The sequence below is a fragment of the Bradyrhizobium cajani genome, from assembly GCF_009759665.1.
GTDB classification, from domain to species: Bacteria; Pseudomonadota; Alphaproteobacteria; order Rhizobiales; family Xanthobacteraceae; genus Bradyrhizobium; species Bradyrhizobium cajani.
The window spans coordinates 150,433-173,667 of sequence record NZ_WQNE01000003.1 but is presented as its reverse complement, the minus strand read 5'-3'; the positions used below and the strand labels follow the sequence as shown (position 1 = coordinate 173,667).

Genomic DNA, 23,235 nt, shown 5'->3' with positions numbered 1-23,235 from the left:
GGTCACTTCCACACCGACTTGTCGGCGTCCCAGCGCTGGCCCTTCAGCTCCTTGGCGAGCGCCTCGATCGAGCCGTTGTCGTCCGGAACGTCGCCTTCCTCGTCGGGGCTCGCGTCATCGGACAGATGGAGCTTGGCGCCGCTGCTCTCGTCGGCGGTCGTGGTCGCGGGGCTACCGATCCACAGCATCAGCTTGTCGGTCGTGCCCGGCTTGTCGGGCGAGATCAGCCCTGCGACCTCGATCGTATCGGTGAGTTCGAGCGCGGGGAAATCCTGGTTCGGCCGCTTGAAGACCAGCTTGAGCCTGCCGGTGGCGGGACTGAAGCTCTGCGACACCGGCTTTGCCGCGAGCGTCCTGCTCAGTACGCTGGAGACGGCTGATGCGAGCTTGTCGCGGTTGAGCTTGTCGCCGTCGCGCCAGTCGGCGGCGGCAAAGCGGATGGTGCGGTCCATCTCGGTCATGCCCGCGGTCCAGCCCGCCGCGGTGACGCCCGGCATCGCCTTGAATTTTGCCAGCAGCGCGCCTGCGCGCTCCGGATCGACCGACATGTTGATGGTCTGCTCGCCGGCGCGCAGCGCGTCGCAGCCGACGTTGAGGCTCGCCAGCGTCACCTCGACCTCCTGGCCCTTGAGGCTCTTCAGGAACTCGGTCGCCGCATCCAGCTTGACCTTGACCGCGATCGCCTCCGGCGAGACGTCGGTGAAGTCCTTGGGCTGCGGCGTGATGCCGTCGTCGGAGATCTGGTTGTCCAGGAACTCCCTCTCGCTGAGATCGGAATTGTCGGGCGAGGTGACCTCGGTGACGGCCTGGCCGATGCTGATCTGGCCGCGGAATTCGAACGTGTCTCCGGCCTGTTTGCGCAGCAGTTTGACGCTGACCGGCGCCTTCTCGCCGAGGCTCTGGGTCGTGCCCGTCAGGTTCTGGCCCGCGACCTGGAGATTGACGACGAAGCGGTCCTTGCGGTCGGAATTCTTCGCCACGGGATAGCAGACGTCGAGCACCGCTGCCGTGACGGTCTTGCCCTGGCGTGTCTCCTTCAGGATCGCGTCGGCATTGCCGTCCATCAGCCCGTCGATCGAGGTGAAATAGCGCGTCTCGGTTCCGCCCGGCGTCGTGGCCTTCGGCGACAGCTTCATCTGGGCGGAGGCGACCTCGGGCGAGGCGGCGAGCAGGGCCGCAAAAAGGGCTGTCGAACAAACCGAAAGTGCGCGCATCGACGAAATCCTCGAGCCATGGGCATGATCCGGAAAAGTGTGAAGCGGTTTTCCGATAGGATCATGCCCAAACATGGAATCGGCGCCACCGTAGTGGGTTTTGGCCGCCGGTTGAATCGGAAAGCGGAGGGACAGGGTCGACAAAAAAGAAGGCCGCCGGAGGCGGCCTTCGCAACACTGTAATAGACGACCGGGCTTCAGAAGCCGCCCATGCCGCCGCCGGCCGGCATGGCGGGCGGAGCTTCCTTCTTCGGCATTTCGGCGACCATGGCCTCGGTGGTGACCAGGAGGCCGGCCACGGAGGAGGCGTCCTGGAGCGCGGTGCGCACCACCTTGGCGGGATCGATGATGCCCTTCTCGACCATGTCGACATAGTCCTCGTTCTGGGCGTCGAAGCCGAAGGTCTCGGACTTGTTCTCCAGGATCTTGCCGACGACGATCGAGCCTTCCACGCCCGCGTTCTCGGAGATCTGGCGGATCGGAGCTTCCAGCGCCTTCAGCACGATGTTGATGCCGGCCTGGACGTCGGCATTGGCGTTGGTGAGACGACCCACCGCCTTCTTGGCGCGCAGCAGCGCGACGCCGCCGCCGGGGACGATGCCTTCCTGCACCGCGGCGCGGGTGGCGTTGAGCGCGTCCTCGACGCGGTCCTTCTTCTCCTTGACCTCGATCTCGGTCGCGCCGCCGACGCGGATCACCGCGACGCCGCCGGCGAGCTTGGCGAGACGCTCCTGGAGCTTCTCACGGTCGTAGTCCGAGGTGGTCTCCTCGATCTGCGCCTTGATCTGGCCGACGCGCGCCTCGATGTCGGGCTTCTTGCCGGCGCCGTTGACGATCGTGGTGTTCTCCTTGTCGATCACGACCTTCTTGGCGCGGCCGAGCATCTTGACCGTGACGTTCTCCAGCTTGATGCCGAGCTCTTCGGAGATGAGCTGGCCGCCGGTGAGGATCGCGATGTCCTCGAGCATGGCCTTGCGGCGATCGCCGAAGCCCGGCGCCTTGACGGCGGCGACCTTGAGGCCGCCGCGCAGGCGGTTCACGACCAGGGTGGCCAGGGCCTCGCCCTCGACGTCCTCGGCGATGATGACGAGCGGCTTGCCCGACTGCACCACCGCTTCCAGCACCGGCAGCATGGCCTGCAGGCCGGACAGCTTCTTCTCGTGCAGGAGGATGTAGGCGTCCTCGAGCTCGGCGGTCATCTTCTCGGCGTTGGTCACGAAGTAGGGCGACAGATAGCCGCGGTCGAACTTCATGCCCTCGACGATGTCGACCTCGGTCTCGAGCGACTTGTTCTCCTCGACGGTGATGACGCCCTCGTTGCCGACCTTCTGCATCGCCTGCGCGATCATCTTGCCGATGGCGGCATCGCCGTTGGCCGAGATGGTGCCGACCTGGGCGACCTCGGAGGAGGCGGCGACCGGCTTGGCACGCTTCTCGATATCCTTGATCACGGCCGCAACCGCGCTGTCGATGCCGCGCTTGAGGTCCATCGGGTTCATGCCGGCGGCAACCGCCTTGGCGCCTTCGCGCACGATGGCCTGGGCCAGCACGGTCGCGGTGGTGGTGCCGTCGCCGGCGAGGTCGTTGGTCTTGGAGGCGACCTCACGCACCATCTGGGCGCCCATGTTCTCGAACTTGTCCTCGAGCTCGATCTCCTTGGCGACGGTGACGCCGTCCTTGGTGATGCGGGGCGCGCCGAAGCTCTTCTCGATGACGACGTTGCGGCCCTTCGGGCCGAGCGTCACCTTGACGGCGTTGGCGAGAATGTCGACGCCGCGCAGCATGCGATCGCGCGCGTCTCCGGAAAACTTGACGTCTTTGGCAGCCATTTCTGCAATCCCTCGTGTTTTGTAATGTGTCTGCCGCCTGCGCATCGCATCCCGCCGCCGGCGCGTAGCCGGGCCCGGCGGAATGATGGAAGCCCGGACCTCAGGGATCCGGGCACGACATTCAGCGGCTGTTCAGGCGTTCGGCCTTAGGCCATCACGCCCATGATGTCCGACTCCTTCATGATCAGGAGCTCTTCGTTGTCGATCTTGACCTCGGTGCCCGACCACTTGCCGAACAGCACGCGGTCGCCGACCTTGAGGTCGATCGGGATCAGCTTGCCGGCCTCGTCGCGGCCGCCCGGGCCCACGGCGACGACCTCACCCTGGGACGGCTTTTCCTTGGCGGTGTCGGGAATGATGATGCCGCCCTTGGACTTTTCCTCGGCGTCGATACGTTTGACCACGACACGGTCATGCAGCGGACGAAATTTGGATTTAGCCATGACGTTTCCCTTTGGAGGCTCGCTTCGGAAGTAGTGGAAGTGGGTGGGGCAGCACTTCCGTCCACCCTCTTTCCGAGGATCGAACGGCGCGCTTAGCAATCGGGCTTTCCGAGTGCTAATAGTGCGCCCGGAAATATGGCTTGGCCGCGATCCTGTCAAGCAAAGGTGGTTAAGCGATTGGTGAGGCGGATATAGGATGGTGGCATTGGAAACTCGATCGGGGCACCGGCGCATCAAAGGACGTCATTGCCCCGGCGGCGGTTTTGCGCTTGGCTGCGGGAGGGGTGCGGCCATGGTCTTGTTCGGGGGAATGCCATGATCAGTTCAGCTCACGCGCGCACGGTTGCCAATCTGGCCGCCGCCTCTTGTCTGGCGCTGCTGCTCGGCGCCTGCGGCGGCGGCATGAGCCTGCCGTCGTTCTCCTCGTCTGCGCCACCCCCCGAGGCCGAGCCTGGCACCGGTCCGGAAATGCCGGCGAGCATCCGCTCTGACGAGATCGTCGGCCGCTGGGGCCTCGCCTCGTTCCAGAATCCGGCGGACCGCGCCCGCACCGAAGCCGCCGCGCGGTCCCAGTGTAAGAACCCCTATGTGATCACCGCCGGTTCCTCCGGCGGCGTGATCATGCATCTGGCCGACCAGGCGACGCCGCAGGAGCTGCGGCTGAAGGGCTCGCCGAGCGGCAAGAACTACATCGGGCCGGCAGGTCCGACCCCCGGCGACCAGGACCGCGAAATCGTCTCCTTCGACGGCCGCGTCCTGATCACCCGCTTCATCGACAAGGACGCCGCCACCCGCTACGGCAACATGGTCTACGTCCGCTGCGCGCCAAGAGCGTGATGTTCTGATCGTCGTTCCGGGGCACGCGAAGCGTGAACCCGGAACCTCGAGATTCCGGGTTCGGTCCTGCGGACCGCCCCGGAATGACCAAGTGAGATGCATTCCCCAAAAGCAAAAACGCCGGCTCGCGCCGGCGTTTTGTTTTTCCTGTGTCGCGTTCGCTCAGTCGAACAGTGCGTCGATGTCGTCCTGGGAGGCATGGCCGACGTCGCCGGCGAGCTTCGGGCCGTTGAGGAGCTTCTCGTCCTCGCTGCGGCTGTCGACCGGCGCCGGCACATGGGCCTTGATCGCGTCGACGCCGCCCCAGATCTCCATCATCGCATTGATGTGCTGCTCGATGAACTTCATCGTGGTCATGACCTTGCTGATGCGCTGGCCGGTCAGGTCCTGGAAGTTGCAGGCTTCGAAGATCGAGATGACGCGTTCCTGGATGTCGTCGGCGAGACGCTTCTGCTGGTCGGCCGACTGCACCTTGGACATCGCACTGGCCGCCTGGTCGATCGACTCGGCGGCTTCGAGGATCTGCTGGGTCGCCTGCTCGGTGCCGCCGACCACGGCGCCGAGTTCGCCATTGACCTTGGCCATCTCGCCGCCGTCGAAGCTCTTGCCGTGCAGCGTCGCGATCTCGCGCTTGGTGCGGTCGATGGCATCGTGGATAAGGTCGAGCTCGACCTTCAGCTTCTCGCACTGTTCGATCTGCGCCCGGTAGGTCTCGAGCATGGTACGAGCTTCGGAGAGTTCGTGGGCAGTGGAGGCATCGATCGCCGCCATGGCTGCGCTGCCGGACAAGGGCGCCGTGCCCTTCGCCATCTGGGCGCGGATCGCGCGCAGCTCGGCCATGATCTCGCTGTGCATCGGGGTTGCCTCTTCAGTGACATCAAGAATCGGCATCTCGCCACCGGCGATATCCTCGACGCGAAAACGTTTGCGGTGAACAGCCATCAGTGTACTCCCCCCACCTCACTCACGCGTCTTTGTAGGCAGAAGCGATTTAACACGAAGTTCACAGCAGGAACTGTCCCGCGGCCGTGCGCGACGGCGCGAAAACAAGCGATTAACCATGGCGGCGCGGCGTTCATCGAAAATAAACGCTGATCGCCAAATTGCACCGCCGTTCGCGACGTGGTGAATCGAAACGACGTTCCCGTTTACCAAACAAAACGGCTTTTGCTCTTTATTGACCACGTCGCGGGCGCGCTTCAGCCATCAGCCTCCACGACGCATGTGATCTAGACGAAACAGTACAGAGTACGTCGATGTTCAAGAAAATGTCTGTCGCGCTGCTCGGCAGCGCTTGCGCCTTCGTTGCTGCCCCGGGCAGCGCCGTTGCCTTCGACAACACCGTGCCGAACGATCCGCCGGCGGTGCTCTATGCGCCGCGGGTGCCGCCCGCACCGGTGCGCGCCGCCTCCAATTCGAACATGGGCGGCGGCTTCATCGAGTTCCTGTTCGGCGATGGGCCCGGCCGTGGTCCAGCCTATGCTCCGCAGCAGCCGGTCTATCAGCAGCAGCCTGGCTATTACGACCAGCGCCGCCTGCCGCCGATGGGCGAGCCGCAAGGTGGATATCAGCAGGGCGCAGGTCTTCAGCAGGAGGCGGTCGATCCGCGGCAGCGCACGTTCGATCCGAAATTCGAGAAGCAACTTGTTGACTACAGCGGCAAGGAAAGCAGCGGCACCATCGTGGTCGATACGCCGAACAAGTTCCTCTATCTCGTCGAGGGCAACGGCAAGGCGCTGCGCTACGGCATCGGCGTCGGGCGTCCCGGCTTCACCTGGTCCGGCGTGAAGTCGATCACCGCCAAGCGCGAATGGCCGGACTGGACGCCACCGGCGGAAATGATCGCACGCCGCCCCGACCTGCCGAGGCACATGGAGGGCGGCCCGGAAAATCCGCTCGGCGCCCGCGCAATGTATCTGGGCTCCACGCTCTACCGCATCCACGGCTCCAACGAGCCCTGGACCATCGGCACCAACGTCTCCTCCGGCTGCATCCGGATGCGCAACGAGGATGTCATCGACCTCTACGGCCGCGTCAATGTCGGCACCAAGGTCGTGGTGATGTGAGGCTGCTTGCCCTCTCCCCTTGCGGGAGAGGGTGGATCGCCGCGCAGCGGCGAGACGGGTGAGGGGTTTCTATCCGCGCACGCATTTCGCAGTTGAGTTCGCGGATGCAGACCCCTCATCCGGCGCTTCGCGCCACCTTCTCCCACAAGGGGAGAAGGGAAAGGACCTGCGCAAGACGCCTTTGAAATGAAAACGGCCGCCTCCTGGGCGGCCGTTCTTGTTTGCAGCGCTATCGAACAGCCTTACGCGTAATCGCTGCCGCTATCGTCTCCGCCGCCGTAATCGCCGTCGTCGGCCATGTCCATGTTGCCGTCGTCGTGATTGTCGTCGTAGTTCTGGTCGTTGTTGTTCCGATCGTCGTTCGACGCCTGGTCGACGAAGCCCTGGCGGGAATCCCGGTTCGATCCGATGTCATTGAGGCCGGCATCGCGCGCAAGCGATCCACCGGACTGATCGCTGCCGCCCCAAGGACTTCCACCAGCGCTGCGGTCGCCGAGAGCATTGGTGTCGCCGAAGGCCTGCTGGTGCGGTCCGCCCATCATGCCGCGGATGCTGGAGAGCAGGAGCGAGCCGCCGACGACGCCGGCCGCGGCTGCCGCCGCCGTGCCGAGGAACGAGCCGCCGCCACCGCCGCCGACCGGCGGGGCACCATAGCCTTGGCCCTGACCCGGACCCTGTCCGTAAGGCGGCTGGCCGTAACCGGGCTGGGTCTGCTGCATGGCCTGACCGGTGTTCCAGACCGGCCGCTGCTCACGCGGCTGCACGTTCGGAACCGAGCCGCGCGACGGGCTTCCGCCGAACAGCGACTCGCGCATGGTATCCAGGAAGCCGCCGGACTGCGCTTGCTCGGGCGCCTGCGCCGCTTCCAGCTCCTGGATGCGGTTATGGGCGCGCTTCAGCGCCTCGTCCTGCAACAGCGTGGTCTGCACCAGCGCGTACACTGCGCCGGGGGCCTTGCGCAGCCCATCGGAGATCGCGGCGGTCGCGTCGGGATCGCGCGGGGCATTTTCCAGTTTGGTAAGCCGGTCGAATAGCTCGTCAACGAGCTGGCGTTCCTGCGGCGTCATGATCTGTCTCCTTTGCGCGAAACCAAGCGCGACGAAGATGTAGGGTTCCATTGTGGCCCCAACAGTCCCGGTCGGATTAAATTTCGGTATGCGACAAGCTGCCCGCAAGGCTGCTTTCGCCGGTTTCAGTCCAACCTGACGCCGCTATCCGCCAGCAGGTGCGCGAAGGCATCGCCGGCAAGATAGGCGTGTTCCCGTTCGCGGACGTCGGTCATCGGATCGAGGCCGGCGAGGATGTCGTCGACGAAGCCGGGATGGCACATCACGAGCCCGCCGTCGGGCAGGCCCTCCAGAAACTGCCGCATCAACGCGCCGAAATCGGCGGCCCGGGTGAAGTCGTAGGCGCCGGCGAAGCCGGGGTTGAAGCTGAGGCCGGCACCGCCGGCCCGGCGGCGGAACTGCGCGCTGAGGATGTCGAGCACCATGGCCTTCGGTGAGGCCAGCCGCTGCGCCAGCGGCAGGTTGCGCCCGCCCTGGCGCACCCAGGCGTTCGGGGCAGCCTCGCTGACCGCATCGACGAAGCCGTCGCGCACCTGCGGATAGAGCTGCACATGCTGATGGCCGTCGACGAAATCGGGTGCACGCCCGAACGCATCCGCGAAGGCCGCGAGCTGCGCCTTCACCTCGGCGCGAAAGAATTCACGGTCGAGCCGCCGCGCAAGTCCTGCGCGCAACAGCTTTGGAAACGGCATGAACATGTCGCCGTCGAGCGGACGGAAATGCATGGTGAGCGGCCGGAACGGCGCCGACAGCGTCACGTGCAATCCGATCGCGCAGCGCGGGCTCGCCTTCGCCGAAGTTTGCAGCGCTTCGACCTCGCCGCGCTCGATCGCGGGGCCCACCATCATTACGGAGGTGGCATTGAGGCGGCCGCGTTCGATCAGGTCACGGATGGCGCGATTGACGCCCGGGCTGATGCCGTAATCGTCGGCGCAGAGCCAGATCCGCCGCAGCCCCGCGGCCGCGCTCATTCGGCCGCCGTCCGCTTCGAGACGTCGTCGGCCTTGTCGGTCTCGAAATGCTTCTCGCTGTGCTCGGCGACGAAGTAGATCGGGCGTGCCTTCAGCTCGGAGAGGATCTTGCCGATATATTCGCCGACGATGCCGATCATGATGAGCTGCACGCCGCCGATCGTCATCAGGCCGACCACGAGCGAGGGATAGCCGGGCACCTGCTTGCCCGTGGTCCAGACCTCCCAGAGGATCGAGAGACCGAACAGGAACGCGCCGCCCGCGAGCACGACGCCGAGCAGGCTGGCAAAGCGCAGCGGCGCCACCGAGAACGAGGTCAGGCCCTCGATCGACAGGCCGAGCAGGCGCGCGGCGTTGAAGGTGGTGACACCATGGGACCGCGGCGCCGGCTCGTAGTCGACACGGATCTGGCGGAAGCCGATCCAGCTTGCCAGCCCCTTGAAGAAGCGGTTGCGCTCCGGCAGCTGCCTGAGCGCCGCGACCGCGCGCGGCGACAGCAGGCGGAAGTCGCCGGCATCCTCGGGGATCTTCTGCCGGGCCCCCCAATTGATCAGCGCGTAGAAGCCGTGCACGGCGAGCCGGCGCAGGAAGGTTTCGTTGTCGCGATGCGCCTTGGCGGTATAGACGACGTCGTAGCCGTCATCGATCCAGTGCCGCACGAGCTGCTCGACGAGGGCCGGCGGATGCTGGCCGTCGCCGTCCATGAACATCACCGCGCCGAGCCGGGCATGGTCGAGGCCGGCCATCAGCGCCGCCTCCTTGCCGAAATTACGCGACAGCGAGACCACCTGGACGTCGATCGCGTCGGCTGGCAGGCCGCGTGCGATCGACAGCGTCGCATCCGCGCTGCCGTCGTCGACATAGACGACTTCGCAGGACAGGCGATAGCGCTGCCGCAAGGTCCTTGCGAGATCGCAGATCCGCTGGTGCAGCGAGGCGAGGCCGGCCGCCTCGTTGTAGACGGGGACGACAATCGACAGTCCCTTCGCCGCGGCGCTGGCTGCGGTGGTCGTCATGCCGGAAACGTCAGAGCCCAGCGTCATCGATCAAGGTTCCAGAGGCGTTTTGGTGGTCTCAACAGCATATGGTAGCTGCCGTTTGCTGTCGCTACGCTGAACGGACCTGAGGCTCACCGCCGCAGGAACGCCTCGAGCTTGGCGAACAGCGGGTTCTCCCGGTCGAACACGTAGTCCAGCGAGACCACCGAGACAGTCTCAGCGCCGTGCTCGCGCAGGAAGGTCGCGAGCGCATAGAGCTGCCCGGGCGGGCAGTGCAGCGTGAGCATGCCTGACGAGGTCGGTCCGCCGAACGGGGCCTCGACGCCGAACCGGCTGTGGGCTTCGCCGAGCAGGGCGTCGTCGCATTGCCGAAAACGGGTGCGGACCTCGCGGTATTTGTTGGCCCGCGCCCTTGCTGCGATGTGATCGAGGATGACGCGCGCGGTCTCGCGGGCCTGCGGCGACCAGTCGGCTTCCTTCGAGGCGACCAGGTTGGCCTGGCTGCGCAGGATCACGCCGTCGTCGAGCACCCGCAGCCCGTTGGCGGCGAGCGTGGCGCCGGTCGTGGTGATGTCGACGATCAGCTCGGCACTGCCGGCCGCCGGCGCGCCCTCGGTTGCGCCGGCGCTTTCGACGATGCGGTAGTCGGTGATGCCGTGGCTCTGGAAGAACGCGCGAGTCAGATTGATGAACTTGGTCGCGACCCGCATTCGCATGTGGTGCTGCTCGCGAAAGCCGGTGGTGACGTCGTCGAGGTCCGCCATGGTGCGGACGTCGATCCACGCCTGCGGCACCGCGACGACGACGTCGGCATTGCCGAAGCCGAGCCCTTCGATCAGGGACACGCGCTTGTCGGCGTCGGCGATGTTCTCGCGCACCAGGTCTTCGCCGGTGACGCCGAGATGGGCGAAGCCGCGGGACAGCTGCGAGGCGATCTCGCTCGCCGAGAGATAGGCGACCTCGACATTGTCGAGGCCCGCGATGGTGCCGCGATAGTCGCGGGCGCCGCCGGCCTTCGACAGCTTGAGCCCGGCGCGGGCGAAGAAGGCCTCGGTGTTCTCCTGAAGGCGACCCTTGGAGGGAACGGCCAGAACGAATGGCGCGCTCATGATGTCAAGCTCCCACCTTGCGGCCGATCCGGGTCAGCGCGTCCACCCAGACCGAGAAACCGACGGCGGGAATCGGCGCCGCCGATCCGAGCTGGGTCATCAGGCCGTCATAGCGGCCGCCGGCCACCAGCGGCTCGGCGCCGTTGCCCCGGTGATGCAGCTCGAATTCGAAGCCGGTGTAATAATCCAGTCCGCGCCCGAAGGCAGTCGAGAAGCGCGTCTGCTTCACGTCGATGCCGCGCGCGGCCATGAATCCGACCCGGCTCTCGAACTGGTCGATCGCGGCAGCGAGGTCAAGCTTTGCATCAGCGGTGAGTGTGCGCAGCTCGGCGATGGCGTCGTCGGGATTGCCTGCGACCGACAGGAAGCGCTTGAGCACGGTGATCGCCTCGCGCGGCAGCGCGCCACCCTTCAGCGTCGATTGCTCGAGGAAGCGGTCGGCGATCTCGGCCGTGGTGCGGCCCCCGACATTGGTGGTGCCGGCGATCGACATCAGGTCCGTGACGAACGCCAGCGCCGCCTTGCGGTCGGAGCCGGCAAGCGCGGCCAGCACGCCCTCATATTCGCTCCGGGTCGCGGTGGTCGCGGCCGCCAGCCGTTCCAGATCCTGCTCCAGGCTGATCTTGCGGTTGAAGTCCTTGACCAGGCGACGGCGCCAGACCGGATAGAGATCGAGCGCGTCGAGCAGCGCGTTGAACAGCGCCACGTCGCCGGTGCGGATCTCGACATCGTTCACGCCGAAGGCGGCGGTCGCTTCCAGGGCCAGCGCCAGCATCTCGGCATCGGCCGCGGCGTGGTCCTGCCGGCCGAACGATTCGATGCCGGCGTGCAAGATCTCGCTGGCGTGGCCGCTGCGGTAGCGGAACACCGGGCCGAGATAGCTGAACCCGGCCGGTTGGCCGGCGCGGTTCGATGCGAGGTAATCGCGCGCCACCGGAATGGTCAGGTCCGGGCGCAGGCAAAGCTCCTCGCCGGACAGATCGGTGGTCAGGTACAGGCTCTTGCGGATGTCCTCGCCGGAGAGGTCCAGGAACGGCTCGGCCGGTTGCAGGATCGCGGGCTCGGCCCTGACATAGCCGGCCTGCGCGAACGACAAGAGCAGCGTATCCGCCCAGGCGGCGGAGCCGGCAGCATTTGAGGTGGCAGTCGCGGTCATCTCGGGGTCCATCGTCCCGGTGGAACCGGGCAAGCAAGGGGAGGGACGGGAATTGGCGCAGCCCTTAGCATGGCCGGTTAGCGGTTTCGACCTCCAAAGGATCAATCGCTTAACGGGCGAGCAATGCCGGGGTCAGGTGGCCTTACCACCCCAATCGCCGAGCACCGCCTGCACCAGCGCCAGGGCTGCCACCGCGGCGGTGTCAGCCCGCATGATCCGGGGCCCTAGGGCCAGCCGCAGGATCCTTGGCTGGCGCAGCAGCAGGGCGCGCTCCTCCTCGGCAAAGCCGCCTTCAGGGCCGATCAGCACGTCGATGCCTCCGGCCCCGCGCGCGCCTTGCAGGCTCTCGACGGGGTTTGCGACCTCAGCCGCCTCGTCGCAGAAGATGAGCAGCCGGTCGGCCGCGCGCTGGCTGAGGAATCGCTCCAGCGCCACGGGCTCGGCAACAGTGGCGAGGCTCAGAATTCCGCACTGCTCGGCCGCCTCGACGACATTGGCTCGCATCCGCTCGGTGTTGACCCGAGACGCCTGGGTGAACCGGGTCAGGACCGGCTGCAGGGTCGCAGCCCCCATCTCGATGGCCTTCTGCACCATGTAGTCCAGCCGGGCATGCTTGAGCGGGGCGAACACGTAGGCGAGGTCGGCCAATCGGTCCTGAGGCCGGATCTGCTGGAGAATGACGAGGCCGTCGGGCCGCTTGCGGCCTTCGATGGCGGCCTGCCACTCGCCGTCACGGCCGTTGAACGCCAGGACCTCGGCGCCGGCGGCAAGCCGCAGCACGTTGCCGAGATAATTGCTCTGGTCGCGGTCGAGTTCGACCCTGGCGTCCTGGGCAAGGGGGGCGTCGACGAACAGGCGGGGGGCGCGAAAATCGTGGGAGGGCATCGTTCAAAGGTCCGATTTGCCGCGTTCTTAACCGAAAGCCGCCATTTCGGGGGTAAATATTGCCAAACCGGTGCGTCCCAGCGCCGCGCTCTTGCCCCATTCCACGGGTTGTTAAGCGCCGGCGGGAATCGTAAAAACGCGTACACGCTGGTTGCGCTTCATTTGGGAAGACGCCGAACCCCGTATGCTCCTGCCGGAGAGACTATTTTGATGATCCGTCGTTTGATGGTTCCGATCACTGCCGCCATGGTCACCATGGGCGCCGCGGGCGCTTATGCGCAAAGCGCGTTCCCGGCGCCGCTGCCGAACCAGGCCCCGACCAGTTCCGCCTTTCCGCCCGTGAACGGCTCGGCGCCCGTCGCCTCCGTCGGGACGGCCCCGCAATCGTCGTTTCCCGTGAACGGTGCTGCGCCGATCGGCGGCGCCGGCGCTTTCAGCGCGGCCCCGCCGACGCAAGGCGGTCCCGGCGAGGACTGCATGAAGGCGTTCATGCCGCTGCGCGAGGAAGCCGAGAAGCGCGGCAAGCTGATCAAGGCTGCCAGCGACCGCCATGCTCCGCCGGACGAGGCCTGTAAGCTGATCGGCAACTTCAGCCAGGCTGAAGTCAAGATGATCAAATACATCGAGGCGCACGCCGCCAAATGCGGAATCCCGGCGCAGATCGGCGAGCAGCTGAAGGCCGGCCACAAGAACACCGAGGCCATGCAGAAGAAGGTCTGCACGGTCGCGCAGCAGATGCAGAACCAGCCGCGCGGTCCGGCGGGCCCGTCGCTGAGCGAGGTGCTGGGCTCGGGCTCGATGCCTGAAGCCAATGCCGGCAAGAAGGGCGGCAGCACCTTCGACACGCTCAACGGCAACGTCCTCACCCGATGAGTGATACATCCGCCCGCGTTGCCGATTCCACCGGCAACTGGGTCGATACGATCGCGCCGCATTGGGCGCGGCCCTACCTGCGATTGTCCCGCTTCGATCGTCCGATCGGGTCGTGGCTGCTGTTGATGCCGTGCTGGTGGTCGGCGGCGCTCGCCGCCGCCATGGCGCATGACGTCCGCCGCCTGCCGCTCACCATCGTGCTGTTCTTCATCGGCGCCTTCGTCATGCGCGGGGCGGGCTGCACCTGGAACGACATCACCGACCGCGACCTCGACGCCAAGGTCGAGCGCACCCGCTCAAGGCCGCTGCCATCGGGGCAGGTGAGCACGAAGCAGGCGCTGGCCTTCATGGTCGCGCAGGCGCTGATCGGCTTGGTGGTGCTGCTGCAATTCAACCGCTTCGCCGTCCTGACCGGCATCGCCTCGCTTTTGATCGTCGCGATCTATCCCTTCATGAAGCGCATCACCTGGTGGCCGCAGATCGTGCTCGGGCTGGCCTTCTCCTGGGGCGCCCTGATGGGATTTGCCGTCACCTTCGGGCGCATCGACGTCACCGCGCTGGTGCTCTATGCCGGCGCGATTTCCTGGGTGATCGGCTATGACACGATCTACGCGCATCAGGATGCCGAGGACGACGCGCTGATCGGCATCAAATCCACCGCGCGCCTGTTCGGCGCGCATACGCATCAGGCGCTGATCCTGTTCTACGGGCTCGCGGTGATGCTGATCGGTGTGGCGCTGGCGTCCGGCGATGCCCGCTGGCCGGCCTGGCTCGGGCTGATCGCCTTCGCCGCGCATCTGGCCTCGCAGATCGTGCGGCTGAGGATCGACGATCCGGAATTGTGCAGGCGCCTGTTCTATTCGAACAAGTATGCGGGGGCGCTGCTGTTTGCGGGATTGTTGGCTGACGCGGTGATGCGGGCGGCGTAGCTGTCGTAGGGTGGGCAAAGGCGCGCTCTTGCGCCGTGCCCACCATCTTTCCAGGATTGCGACAGAAGAGGTGGGCACGCTTGCGCTTTGCCCGCCCTACGGCATCGCGCTCAGTTCCTTGCGATGATCTCGCGTTCGCCCTGGTGAACCGGAAGTTCGCGCGCAATGCCGGCGCGGCGGCGCATCAGGAATTTCGGACGGCGGGCACGGATCGCGTTGCAGCGGCGACGGCGTGCTGCGGGCTTGCGTGCACCTTCGTCGAGTTGCGGTAGCGCGAAGATATCGCTCCAGATCGCCCAGGCTTCTGCGATCTCGTCGGCGTCGGCGCTGACCAGCAGCGGAACGGAGAGCGAGGGATCGCGATGGACGAGGACGAGGATCTGCGCCTCGTCGTTGCCGCGCAGCGCGACGCCGGTGAAGTCGCTGACGCGCACGTTGATCGCCATCTGCATGCCGCGGACGGCACGGCGCAGCACGACGCGCTCGCGATGAAGCTCGATCTGCCTGGTGTATCCGTCGGCGCGCGGGTCGTGCGCATCGAAGCGGACCGGAAGGGAAAGAGGGTCGAGCCGCAGGTTGCGGCTCGACCCGGCGGGAGTGACCCCGCATGTTGCTGTTTGACGCCTCACGGCTTTAGTTCTCCCCGCCGGGATTATGTTCCCGGTCGATGCGAGGACCTTAGCGCGCGCCGTCCCGAAACCGCTTAAAAAGGCTGGTTAACCCCGCGTCACTTGCTGCTCATGATTGACAAGACCTTGGCGCGCATGATTGACGAGACGTTGCGCGCAATCTGCGAATCTGAGCTTTTTGCGGCCGAAAATGCTTGAAGTCCGCGCCAATCGGGCACATCTGTGGGTTCCGGTCCCGAACCCCCCGCCCCAACAGGATTTCGTTCGTGAACTCTTCACCAAGCTCGACGCTTTCGACCACAGCCAATCGCGACCTGTTCGATCAGTCCGCGCTCTCCGATCTTGCGCAGCGGCTGGTCGAGGCGGCCAGACGCGCCGGCGCGGATGCGGCCGATGCGGTCGCGGTGCGTGGCGTCTCGCAAGGCGTTGAGGTGCGTGACGGCCGCGTCGAGGAATCCGAGCGCTCCGAGGGCGACGATGTCGGGCTGCGCGTGCTGGTCGGCCAGCGCCAGGCGGTGGTCTCGACCAACGACGTCAGCGGCGATGCCGTGACCAAGCTCGCCGAACGCGCGGTCGCGATGGCGCGCGTTGCGCCCGACGACAAATATGTCGGCCTCGCCGATCCCGCGCTGCTCGCCCGCGACTTCCCCGATCTCGATCTGCTTGATCCTGATGTGCCCGCGACCGCCGAGCTCGAGCGCCGCGCGCTCGCGGCCGAAGCTGCGGCGCTCGGCGTGAAGGGCGTGACCAAATCCGGCGGCGCCTCGGCCTCCGCCGGCATCGGCGGCATGGTGCTGGTCACCAGCACCGGCTTCCACGGCTCCTATCTGCGCTCCAGCCAGGGCATCTCGGCCACTGCCATCTCCGGCGAGGGCACCGGCATGGAGCGCGACTACGACTTCACCTCGGCGCCGCACGGTGCCGATCTGCTGTCGCCGGAAACCGTCGGCCGTTCTGCCGGCGAGCGCACCGTGGCGCGCTTCAATCCACGCAAGGTCGAGACCTGCAAGGTGCCGGTCGTGTTCGATCCGCGCGTCGCCGGCTCGCTGGTCGGCCATGTCGTCGGCGCCATCAACGGCGCTTCGATCGCGCGCAAGACCAGCTTCCTGAAGGACAAGCTCGGCCAGCAGCTCTTCGCGAAGAACATCCGCATCGTCGACGATCCCCTGCGCAAGCGCGGCCTGCGCTCGCAGACCTTCGATGCCGAGGGCGTCGCGGTGAAGAAGATCGCGCTCGTCGATGAAGGCGTGCTGACGACCTGGCTGCTCGACTGCGCCACTGCGCGCGAGCTCGGCCTCACCACCACCGGCCACGCCCATCGCGGCGTCTCGTCCTCGCCGTCGCCCGGACCGTACAATCTGCATCTCGAAGCCGGCACGCCGACGCCGGCCGAATTGATCGCCGATATCAGCCAAGGTTTCTACGTCACCGACCTGATCGGCTCCGGCGTGAACGGCGTCACCGGCGATTACAGCCGCGGCGCCTCCGGCTTCTGGATCGAGAACGGCGAGATCACCTATCCCGTGAGCGAGGTCACGATCGCCGGCCATCTGTTCGAGATCTTCAAGTCGATGCAGCCGGCGAACAATCTCGAGTTCCGCTACGGCATCAATGCGCCGACGGTGCGCATCGAGGGTTTGACGCTTGGCGGACGCTGACGCGCACTCCCTGGACGAGACCATCCTGACGCGCGATGCGGCACTGCTGAAGGACACGGTGCGGGAAGCCGGCGCGTTGGCGCAGTCGATGTTCGGCACCGAGCTGAAGAAGTGGATCAAGGGCGCGTCCTCGCCGGTTTCGGAAGCCGACATCGCCGTCAACGACCTGCTGGAAGTGCGGCTGCGCGCCGCGAGGCCGGATTACGGCTGGCTGTCGGAGGAGAGCGCCGACGACGAGGCGCGGCTGTCGCGGCGGCTGACCTGGGTCGTCGATCCCATCGACGGCACGCGCAACTATCTCAATGGCCATGACGACTGGTGCGTCAGCGTGGCCCTGGTCGAGCACGGCTCGCCGGTCCTCGCCGCGGTGTTCGCGCCGACGAGCGGCGAATTCTTCTTCGCGGCCCGCGGACAGGGCACGCTGCTCAACGACAAGCCGGTGCGGGCGGCGGGCGGATCCACGCTCGACTTCACCCGCGTCGCCGGGCCGAAGCCACTGGTCGAGCGGCTGAAGCTGTCGCCCGGCGAGATCAAGCTGCATCCGCGAATCGGTTCGCTCGCGCTCCGCCTGTGCCGGGTCGCCCATGGCGCGCTGGATGCGGCTTTTGCGGGGGGCAACAGCCATGACTGGGACCTTGCGGCGGCCGATTTGATCGTGCAGGAAGCGGATGGTAGGATGAGCGACCTCTCCGGAGAATCCATCCTCTATAACCGCCGGGAAGTGGCGCACGGGGTGCTGGTGGCAGCGGGTCGCGATCGTCATGCGGGCATTGTCGCGCATTTTCGAGATCGTCCCTTAGCCTAAAGCGCTTTCGTCGTGCCTGTCGAACACTGCTTTGCCGGGCAGACCGTTAGGAAGAGAACCCATGCCAGATAGTGCCCCGCAACAACTGCTGCATCTCGTCATCGGCGGCGAGCTCGTCGATCTCGAGCACAACACCTTCAAGAACCTCGACGACGTCGAGATCGTCGGCCTCTATCCGAACTATGCGACCGCGCACGCCGCCTGGCGGGCCAAGGCGCAGAGCACGGTCGACAATGCGCAGATGCGCTATTTCATCGTCCATCTCCACCGGCTGCTCGACCCGAATCAAGAACCGGCGCGTTGAAGAAACTGCTTCGCAATACGCTGCGAAGCAGCTGGTTTCAGCGTGCCGTCGGGATCCTGGCGGCCGAATATCTGCGCTTGGTCTGGCGGACCAACAAGTTCACGTTCGATCCGTCCGACGTCTACGAGCGTGTCGAGCCGCAGATTCCCGCGATCTTCGCCTTCTGGCATGGCCAGCATTTCCTCACCCCCTTCATCAGGAACAAGGACTGGTACAAGGCCAGGGTCCTGATCTCGCGCCACCGCGACGGCGAGTTCAATGCGATTGCCGCCGAGCGGCTCGGCATCGGCACCATCCGCGGTTCCGGCGACCATGGCGGGGCCTTCCACCGCAAGGGCGGCGTCGGCGCCTTCAAGGAAATGGTGCGGACGCTTCAGGACGGTTGTAATGTCGCACTGACCGCCGATGTCCCCAAGCGCTCGCGCGTGGCCGGGCTCGGCATCATCATGCTGGCACGGGAATCGGGGCGGCCGATCATGCCTTTCGCAATGGCGACCAGCCGCTTCATCCGGCTCAAGAACTGGGACCGCACCACCATCAATTTGCCATTCGGGCGGGGCGCATTGGTAGGCATCAAGGAGATTCACGTTCCTCCGGACGCCGACGCGGCCACCATGGAGGCGCTGCGGCTGGAGCTGGAGGAGACCTTGAACGAAGCGACCCGTCGCGCCTATGCGCAGCTCGGCCGCCCGGGACCTCAAGATGTCTAACTCGCTGCCTATGACGCTGCGGATGTATCAACGCCTGGCGAGTGGCCTGGTGCCGCTGGCCCCTGCGCTGATCAAGCGCCGGCTGAAGCAGGGCAAGGAGGATCCGGCGCGCGTCGGCGAACGACGGGGCCTGTCCCGGGACGTACGGCCGCATGGCCCGCTGGTCTGGATCCACGGCGCCAGCGTCGGCGAGGTCTTGGCCGCGGCGGCGCTGATCGAGCGGTTGCGCGATCTCAATCTGCGCATCCTGCTCACCTCCGGCACCGTCACCTCGGCTGCCGTGGTGGCAAAGCGCTTTCCGCCCGACGTCATCCACCAATACGTGCCGTATGATTCCCCGCGCTACGTCGCGCGCTTCCTCGACCATTGGAAGCCGTCGCTGGCGCTGTTCATCGAATCCGATCTGTGGCCGAACCTGATCCTGGCCGGCGCGGCGCGGCGGGTGCCGATGGTGCTGATCAACGGGCGGATGTCGCCGCGCTCCTTCCCGCGCTGGCGGCGCTTGTACGGCACCATCTCGGCGCTGCTGTCGCGCTTCGACATCTGCCTCGCGCAGTCGAAGCTGGATGCCGAGCGCTTCTCCGCGCTCGGTGGCCGCGATGTCCTCATCACAGGCAATCTCAAGCTCGACGTGCCGGCGCCGCCGGCCGATCCCGCCAAGCTCGAGCGGCTGATGGCGATGACGCGCGGGCGCCCCATCATCGTGGCGGCCTCCACCCATCCGGGCGAGGACGAGATGCTGATCACGGCGCATCGCAGCCTCGCCGGTTTCTTCCCGCAGCTCCTGACCGTGATCGTGCCGCGCCATCCGGATCGCGGCGCCTCGATCGCAGGCCTGATCACGGCGTCGGGCCTGAAGCCGGCCCTGCGCTCGCGCGAGGAGCTGCCGACGGCCGCGACCGACGTCTATGTCGCCGACACCATGGGCGAGCTCGGCCTGTTCTATCGCCTCTCGGGAATCGTGTTCATGGGCGGGTCGCTGATCCACCATGGCGGGCAGAATCCGATCGAGGCGATCAAGCTCGGTGCCGCCATCGTCCATGGTCCGCACGTCTTCAACTTCGCCGACGTCTACGAGGCGCTCGACGGGCGCGGCGGGGCGCGGCAGGCCGAGACGCAGGAGGTGCTGGTCAAGCAGCTCGGCCAGCTGCTGGCCGATCCGGCCGTGCGCGACAAGATTCAGCGCGCAGGCTCTGGCGTCGTCGAGCAGCTCGGCGGCGCGCTCGATCGCACGATGATTGCGCTCGAACCGTATCTGATGCAGTTGCGGATCGAGATGGGAGCCGCCAATGCGTGAGCCGGCCTTCTGGTACCGGCCACGTTCCTTCAAATCGCACGCGTTACGGCCGTTGGGTGCGCTCTACGGCGCGATCACCGAGCGGCGCATGGCGCGCAAAGGCGTAGACGCCGGCATCCCCGTGATCTGCGTCGGCAACTACCTTGTCGGCGGCGCCGGCAAGACCCCGACCGTGCTGTCGCTCACCAGGTTCTTGCGCGAGCTCGGCGAGACGCCGGTGGTGCTCAGCCGCGGCTACGGCGGACGCCTGAAGGGTCCGGTGATGGTCGACCGCGCGCGTCACACCGCTTCCGATGTCGGCGACGAGCCGCTGATGATGGCGCGCGAGGTCCCGGTCGCGGTCGCGCGCGACCGCCTCGACGGCGTCGCGCTGGCGAAGTCGCAAGGCGCCACCGTGATCCTGATGGACGACGGCTTCCAGAATCCGCAACTGTTCAAGGATACGTCCCTGATCGTGATCGACAGCGAGCGGGGCCTCGGCAACGGCAAGGTGTTTCCCGCCGGTCCCCTGCGCGCGCCGCTGAAGGCGCAGCTCGCGCGCACCGACGCGCTGGTTCTGATCGGCGACGGACGTGCCGCGAACGATGTCGCGGCCGAGCTTGCCAAGCGCGACAAGCCGGAGCTGCGCGCGCGGCTGAAGCCGAATGCCACCTCGCTCGCGCAGCTCCTCGGCAAGCGGGTCTTTGCCTTCGCCGGCATCGGCGATCCCGGGCGCTTCTTCCGCACGCTTCGCGCCAGCGGCATCGAGGTCGTGCGCACGCGTGCCTTTGCCGACCATCACATGTTCTCGCACAACGAGATCGCCGCGCTCGTGGCAGAAGCGCAGCGCGAGCAGCTCACGCTGGTGACGACGGAAAAGGACCTTGCGCGCCTGCGCGGCCGCGCGGATGTGCCTGATGACATCGTGCCGTTCGCCGTCCAGCTCGAATTCGACGACCCGGCCGCGCTTCGGCAACTGATCGGCGACCATCTCTACAAGGCGCGCGAGCGCAGGTTCAGCCGGCGATGATGTCGTAGGGTGGGCAAAGCGCAGCGTTCCCACCATCCCTTTTCGAATTCGCGGTGATGTGGTCGGCATCCTTACGGTTTGTCCACCCCGCCATTCAGGCGACATTCATCGCAAGATCTCTATCGATCTCAACCGATCAGGAGAATTCGATGAACCTGCCGTCCGCCGCCGTCGCCGCCAGCCTCGTGTGTCTGATTGTCGCGCCGGTGCTTGCACAAACGACGCCGTCGGCTGCTCCCACCACGGTCCCGGTTCCCGCGACCAAGCGCGTGACGTGTCTCGCCACGACGGCTAGCCTTAATGGACAGGACAAGCGCGACCAGCTGCAGCTCTGCATGGCGCAGGCGCGGGTCGACTGCCTGAAGCAGGCGATCGATCAGAAGGTGGTCGGCGAAGCCCGGAAGGGTTTTATCAAGACGTGCGTGGGCCGCGATGGTCCCGAGCCGCAATAGCCGGGCGATGCCACAAGCTCGGTCTCGTAGGGTGGGCAAAGCGCCTTGTCCGCCGAAGCTCGGAGAGCGAAGGCGGAAGCGTGCCCACCTTGTTCGTCGCGATCGTGGAAGGATGGTGGGCACGGCGCTACGCGCCTTCGCCCACCCTGCAAGATCACGACTGCTTCAGCGCGTCCGGGTAATGCCGCTGGAGCACCGCGGTGGGCGTGGCATAGGCCTCTTGCAGGTCCACGCTCCAGTATTTCAATTCGTCGAGCGGGATCCGCGTATCGGTGATCGCGCAGCGCACATAGGTCCCCGGCGAGATCACGCGGAAATCGCCATCGAGATATTGCACCTGCGCTTCGCCATGGCCCGAGGGGCCGAACTTGTTCAGCACGGTCGAAAGTCTCCGTGGAAGGCCTCTCCGTGGAAAACCCTGGAGGGCACGATGTGTCGGGCTGGATGTAGCATAGATAGGGTGGCTTGTCCGCCCGGTAAACCCACCGGTTTGTGATGTTTTGCCGCCGTTCCCGCGTGATAGTGCTTGGGCGAAGGATCTTGACGCAGAGACCGATGCGCCTTCGACTGACCGCGCTGTTCCTGATGCTCCTGATGTCGGCCGCGCGCGCCGTGCCGGTGCCGCAGCAGGTCGAGATTCCGCTGGCATCCAGCGTCCTGCATGCGCAGCTCTACAAGCCCGAGGGCGAGGGGCCGTTTCCGGTCGTGATCGCGCTGCATGGCTGCGACGGGCTCAGTGGTCATTCCGATTCCGTCCTGCCGCGCTATCGCGACTGGGCCGAGCGCCTGCTCAAGGCCGGCCATGCCGTGCTGCTGCCTGACAGCTACGGCTCGCGCGAGCTCGGGCCGCAATGCCGCGTCAAGGAGACGCACGTCAAGGCGCGGCGCGAGCGCGTCGCCGACATCGCGGCGTCGCGCGCCTGGCTGATGAAGCAGACTTGGGTGGCGCGCAGCCGCGTCAGCCTGATGGGCTGGGCGAATGGCGCGAGCGCGCTGCTCTGGGCCGTGCGTCCGCAGAGCGCGGCGCGCGATGCCACCCCCGACTTTCGCGCCGCGATCGCGTTCTATCCGGACTGCCGGATTTCCGCCGGGCTCGGCTGGAGCACGCGGGTGCCGACCCTGGTGCTGATCGGCGCCAATGACGACGTGTCGTCGCCGCCGGCCTGCCGCCAGATGGTGGACGGCGCCCACGGCCGCAGTGCGCTCGCGCGCATCGTGGTCTATCCCGGCGCCTATCACGATTTCGACCGCGCCAACACGCCGCTGCATGCACTCGCCGGCAGTACCGATGCCGCCGCGCCCGACCGCGGCCATCTGGGCACGGATGCGCAGGCGCGTGCGGAATCGCAGAAGGAAGTCGCGGAGTGGCTGAGGCGGTAGTGGTAGTGTCGTAGCCCGGATGAGCGCAGCGACATCCGGGGTCGTGCCGCAACTTCGACCTTCCCGGATTACGCTGCGCTCCATCCGGGCTACGAATCTCCAAGCGGGGCCGCCCGAGGAACAACGTCAGGCGGACAGCCCCGCATCGACCACCGCCCTGCACGGACCATGATGGCCGACCGGGAATCTACGGATCGCGCGCGGCGCCGGTTTCAACACGTGGCAACGCCATCATTCGACCATGATGTCGATTAAACGCATCCTCCATGCGCAATCGCATCGTCCTGTTCGCCTCCGCACTGATCGTCTTCACCGTCGCGATCTTCCTGTTCGAAGCCCGCGCCGGCGCGCCACAGCTCGCGCCGGAACATTGCGGCTTCTGGACCACGATCGACGCGGGACTGTCCTGCCGGTAGGCGTGACGGTGTCGTAGCCCGGATGAGCGAAGCGATATCCGGGGCGACTGCTCCCGCATGTCGCTGCGCATATGCGGGCGTCTCGCCGTCGCCACACCGTCATTGCGAGCGTAGCGAAGCAATCCAGAATCTTTCCGCGGAGGGACTCTGGATTGCTTCGCTGCGCTCGCAATGACGAGATTGGAGCTGCCTGCACCA

25 protein-coding genes are annotated in these 23,235 nt (G+C 66.3%); 13 read left to right on the top strand and 12 right to left on the bottom strand.

Annotated features, from left to right (window positions below):
* Positions 1-2: 2 nt before the first annotated feature.
* The 3 genes from GPL20_RS05790 to GPL20_RS05780 all read right to left on the bottom strand — a co-directional run bounded on the left by GPL20_RS05790 (position 3) and on the right by GPL20_RS05780 (position 3,486).
* A complete protein-coding gene (locus tag GPL20_RS05790) occupies positions 3-1,214 on the bottom strand; it encodes a hypothetical protein (RefSeq protein ID WP_157328562.1) in 1,212 nt (403 codons plus the stop codon).
* A gap of 197 nt (positions 1,215-1,411) precedes the next feature.
* Positions 1,412-3,043 (bottom strand): chaperonin GroEL, encoded by a 1,632-nt coding sequence (gene groL, locus GPL20_RS05785; RefSeq protein ID WP_157328561.1) that lies wholly within the window; start codon positions 3,041-3,043, stop codon positions 1,412-1,414.
* A 146-nt stretch (positions 3,044-3,189) separates the two neighbouring features.
* Positions 3,190-3,486, bottom strand: a complete 297-nt coding sequence (locus GPL20_RS05780) for a co-chaperone GroES (protein ID WP_157328560.1) — start codon at positions 3,484-3,486, stop codon at positions 3,190-3,192.
* Between the two features lie 315 nt (positions 3,487-3,801).
* On the opposite strand from GPL20_RS05780, the gene GPL20_RS05775 reads away from it, so the two are divergent.
* Positions 3,802-4,323 carry a hypothetical protein gene (locus GPL20_RS05775; protein ID WP_167532910.1) on the top strand — a complete coding sequence of 174 codons (522 nt, stop codon included), beginning with the start codon at positions 3,802-3,804 and terminating at the stop codon, positions 4,321-4,323.
* 162 nt (positions 4,324-4,485) lie between these two features.
* Here the strand turns inward: GPL20_RS05775 and GPL20_RS05770 are convergent, their stop codons facing one another.
* Positions 4,486-5,265: a protein phosphatase CheZ gene (locus GPL20_RS05770; RefSeq protein WP_157328557.1), complete on the bottom strand. Its 780-nt coding sequence runs from the start codon at positions 5,263-5,265 to the stop codon at positions 4,486-4,488.
* A gap of 314 nt (positions 5,266-5,579) precedes the next feature.
* Between GPL20_RS05770 and GPL20_RS05765 the strand changes: the two genes are divergently transcribed.
* Positions 5,580-6,389: a L,D-transpeptidase gene (locus GPL20_RS05765; protein WP_157328554.1), complete on the top strand. Its 810-nt coding sequence runs from the start codon at positions 5,580-5,582 to the stop codon at positions 6,387-6,389.
* Between the two features lie 242 nt (positions 6,390-6,631).
* On the opposite strand, the gene GPL20_RS05760 is transcribed toward GPL20_RS05765, so the two are convergent.
* The 6 genes from GPL20_RS05760 to GPL20_RS05735 form a co-directional block, all read right to left on the bottom strand.
* Positions 6,632-7,456 (bottom strand): DUF2076 domain-containing protein, encoded by an 825-nt coding sequence (locus tag GPL20_RS05760; protein ID WP_157328552.1) that lies wholly within the window; start codon positions 7,454-7,456, stop codon positions 6,632-6,634.
* Positions 7,457-7,581: 125 nt separating this feature from the next.
* The gene (locus tag GPL20_RS05755; protein ID WP_157328550.1) at positions 7,582-8,427 is read right to left on the bottom strand and encodes a ChbG/HpnK family deacetylase; all 846 of its coding nucleotides are present in this window, start codon (positions 8,425-8,427) and stop codon (positions 7,582-7,584) included.
* On the bottom strand, positions 8,424-9,470 hold the full coding sequence (locus GPL20_RS05750; RefSeq protein WP_157328548.1) for a glycosyltransferase family 2 protein: 1,047 nt from the start codon (positions 9,468-9,470) through the stop codon (positions 8,424-8,426). The genes GPL20_RS05755 and GPL20_RS05750 overlap by 4 nt, the downstream gene beginning before the upstream one ends.
* Positions 9,471-9,556: 86 nt before the next feature.
* Positions 9,557-10,534: an ATP phosphoribosyltransferase gene (hisG, locus tag GPL20_RS05745; protein ID WP_157328546.1), complete on the bottom strand. Its 978-nt coding sequence runs from the start codon at positions 10,532-10,534 to the stop codon at positions 9,557-9,559.
* Between the two features lie 4 nt (positions 10,535-10,538).
* Positions 10,539-11,690 (bottom strand): ATP phosphoribosyltransferase regulatory subunit, encoded by a 1,152-nt coding sequence (locus GPL20_RS05740; protein ID WP_157328544.1) that lies wholly within the window; start codon positions 11,688-11,690, stop codon positions 10,539-10,541.
* Positions 11,691-11,822: 132 nt separating this feature from the next.
* Positions 11,823-12,575: a 16S rRNA (uracil(1498)-N(3))-methyltransferase gene (locus GPL20_RS05735; protein WP_157328542.1), complete on the bottom strand. Its 753-nt coding sequence runs from the start codon at positions 12,573-12,575 to the stop codon at positions 11,823-11,825.
* 210 nt (positions 12,576-12,785) lie between these two features.
* Between GPL20_RS05735 and GPL20_RS05730 the strand changes: the two genes are divergently transcribed.
* Complete coding sequence (locus GPL20_RS05730; RefSeq protein ID WP_157328540.1) at positions 12,786-13,448, top strand: hypothetical protein; 663 nt, start codon at positions 12,786-12,788, stop codon at positions 13,446-13,448.
* Entirely contained in the window at positions 13,445-14,377 is a 933-nt protein-coding gene (gene ubiA / locus GPL20_RS05725) for a 4-hydroxybenzoate octaprenyltransferase (protein WP_157328538.1), read from the top strand. The genes GPL20_RS05730 and ubiA overlap by 4 nt, the downstream gene beginning before the upstream one ends.
* A 110-nt stretch (positions 14,378-14,487) precedes the next feature.
* Here the strand turns inward: ubiA and GPL20_RS05720 are convergent, their stop codons facing one another.
* Positions 14,488-15,006: a DUF6101 family protein gene (locus tag GPL20_RS05720; protein WP_347340019.1), complete on the bottom strand. Its 519-nt coding sequence runs from the start codon at positions 15,004-15,006 to the stop codon at positions 14,488-14,490.
* 266 nt (positions 15,007-15,272) lie between these two features.
* Between GPL20_RS05720 and GPL20_RS05715 the strand changes: the two genes are divergently transcribed.
* From GPL20_RS05715 to GPL20_RS05685, 7 genes are all read left to right on the top strand, one after another.
* Complete coding sequence (locus tag GPL20_RS05715; protein WP_254126395.1) at positions 15,273-16,664, top strand: TldD/PmbA family protein; 1,392 nt, start codon at positions 15,273-15,275, stop codon at positions 16,662-16,664.
* Positions 16,651-17,469 (top strand): 3'(2'),5'-bisphosphate nucleotidase CysQ, encoded by an 819-nt coding sequence (locus GPL20_RS05710; protein WP_157328536.1) that lies wholly within the window; start codon positions 16,651-16,653, stop codon positions 17,467-17,469. Before GPL20_RS05715 ends, GPL20_RS05710 begins: the two co-directional genes overlap by 14 nt.
* 61 nt (positions 17,470-17,530) lie before the next feature.
* The gene (locus GPL20_RS05705; protein WP_018648410.1) at positions 17,531-17,773 is read left to right on the top strand and encodes a DUF4170 domain-containing protein; all 243 of its coding nucleotides are present in this window, start codon (positions 17,531-17,533) and stop codon (positions 17,771-17,773) included.
* Positions 17,770-18,483 carry a lysophospholipid acyltransferase family protein gene (locus GPL20_RS05700; protein ID WP_157328535.1) on the top strand — a complete coding sequence of 238 codons (714 nt, stop codon included), beginning with the start codon at positions 17,770-17,772 and terminating at the stop codon, positions 18,481-18,483. The genes GPL20_RS05705 and GPL20_RS05700 overlap by 4 nt, the downstream gene beginning before the upstream one ends.
* Positions 18,446-19,780, top strand: coding sequence for a 3-deoxy-D-manno-octulosonic acid transferase (locus tag GPL20_RS05695; protein WP_157328533.1), 1,335 nt, complete (start codon positions 18,446-18,448; stop codon positions 19,778-19,780). The genes GPL20_RS05700 and GPL20_RS05695 overlap by 38 nt, the downstream gene beginning before the upstream one ends.
* Positions 19,773-20,789 carry a tetraacyldisaccharide 4'-kinase gene (lpxK, locus tag GPL20_RS05690; RefSeq protein ID WP_157328532.1) on the top strand — a complete coding sequence of 339 codons (1,017 nt, stop codon included), beginning with the start codon at positions 19,773-19,775 and terminating at the stop codon, positions 20,787-20,789. The genes GPL20_RS05695 and lpxK overlap by 8 nt, the downstream gene beginning before the upstream one ends.
* A 149-nt stretch (positions 20,790-20,938) precedes the next feature.
* Positions 20,939-21,241, top strand: a complete 303-nt coding sequence (locus tag GPL20_RS05685) for a hypothetical protein (RefSeq protein WP_157328530.1) — start codon at positions 20,939-20,941, stop codon at positions 21,239-21,241.
* Positions 21,242-21,395: 154 nt separating this feature from the next.
* Here GPL20_RS05685 and GPL20_RS05680 read toward each other — a convergent pair whose 3' ends face one another.
* Positions 21,396-21,620 (bottom strand): DUF2093 domain-containing protein, encoded by a 225-nt coding sequence (locus GPL20_RS05680; protein ID WP_254126391.1) that lies wholly within the window; start codon positions 21,618-21,620, stop codon positions 21,396-21,398.
* Between the two features lie 176 nt (positions 21,621-21,796).
* On the opposite strand from GPL20_RS05680, the gene GPL20_RS05675 reads away from it, so the two are divergent.
* Complete coding sequence (locus GPL20_RS05675) at positions 21,797-22,621, top strand: dienelactone hydrolase family protein (RefSeq protein WP_167532908.1); 825 nt, start codon at positions 21,797-21,799, stop codon at positions 22,619-22,621.
* A gap of 266 nt (positions 22,622-22,887) precedes the next feature.
* Positions 22,888-23,037: a hypothetical protein gene (locus GPL20_RS05670; protein WP_157328525.1), complete on the top strand. Its 150-nt coding sequence runs from the start codon at positions 22,888-22,890 to the stop codon at positions 23,035-23,037.
* Positions 23,038-23,235: the final 198 nt, after the last annotated feature.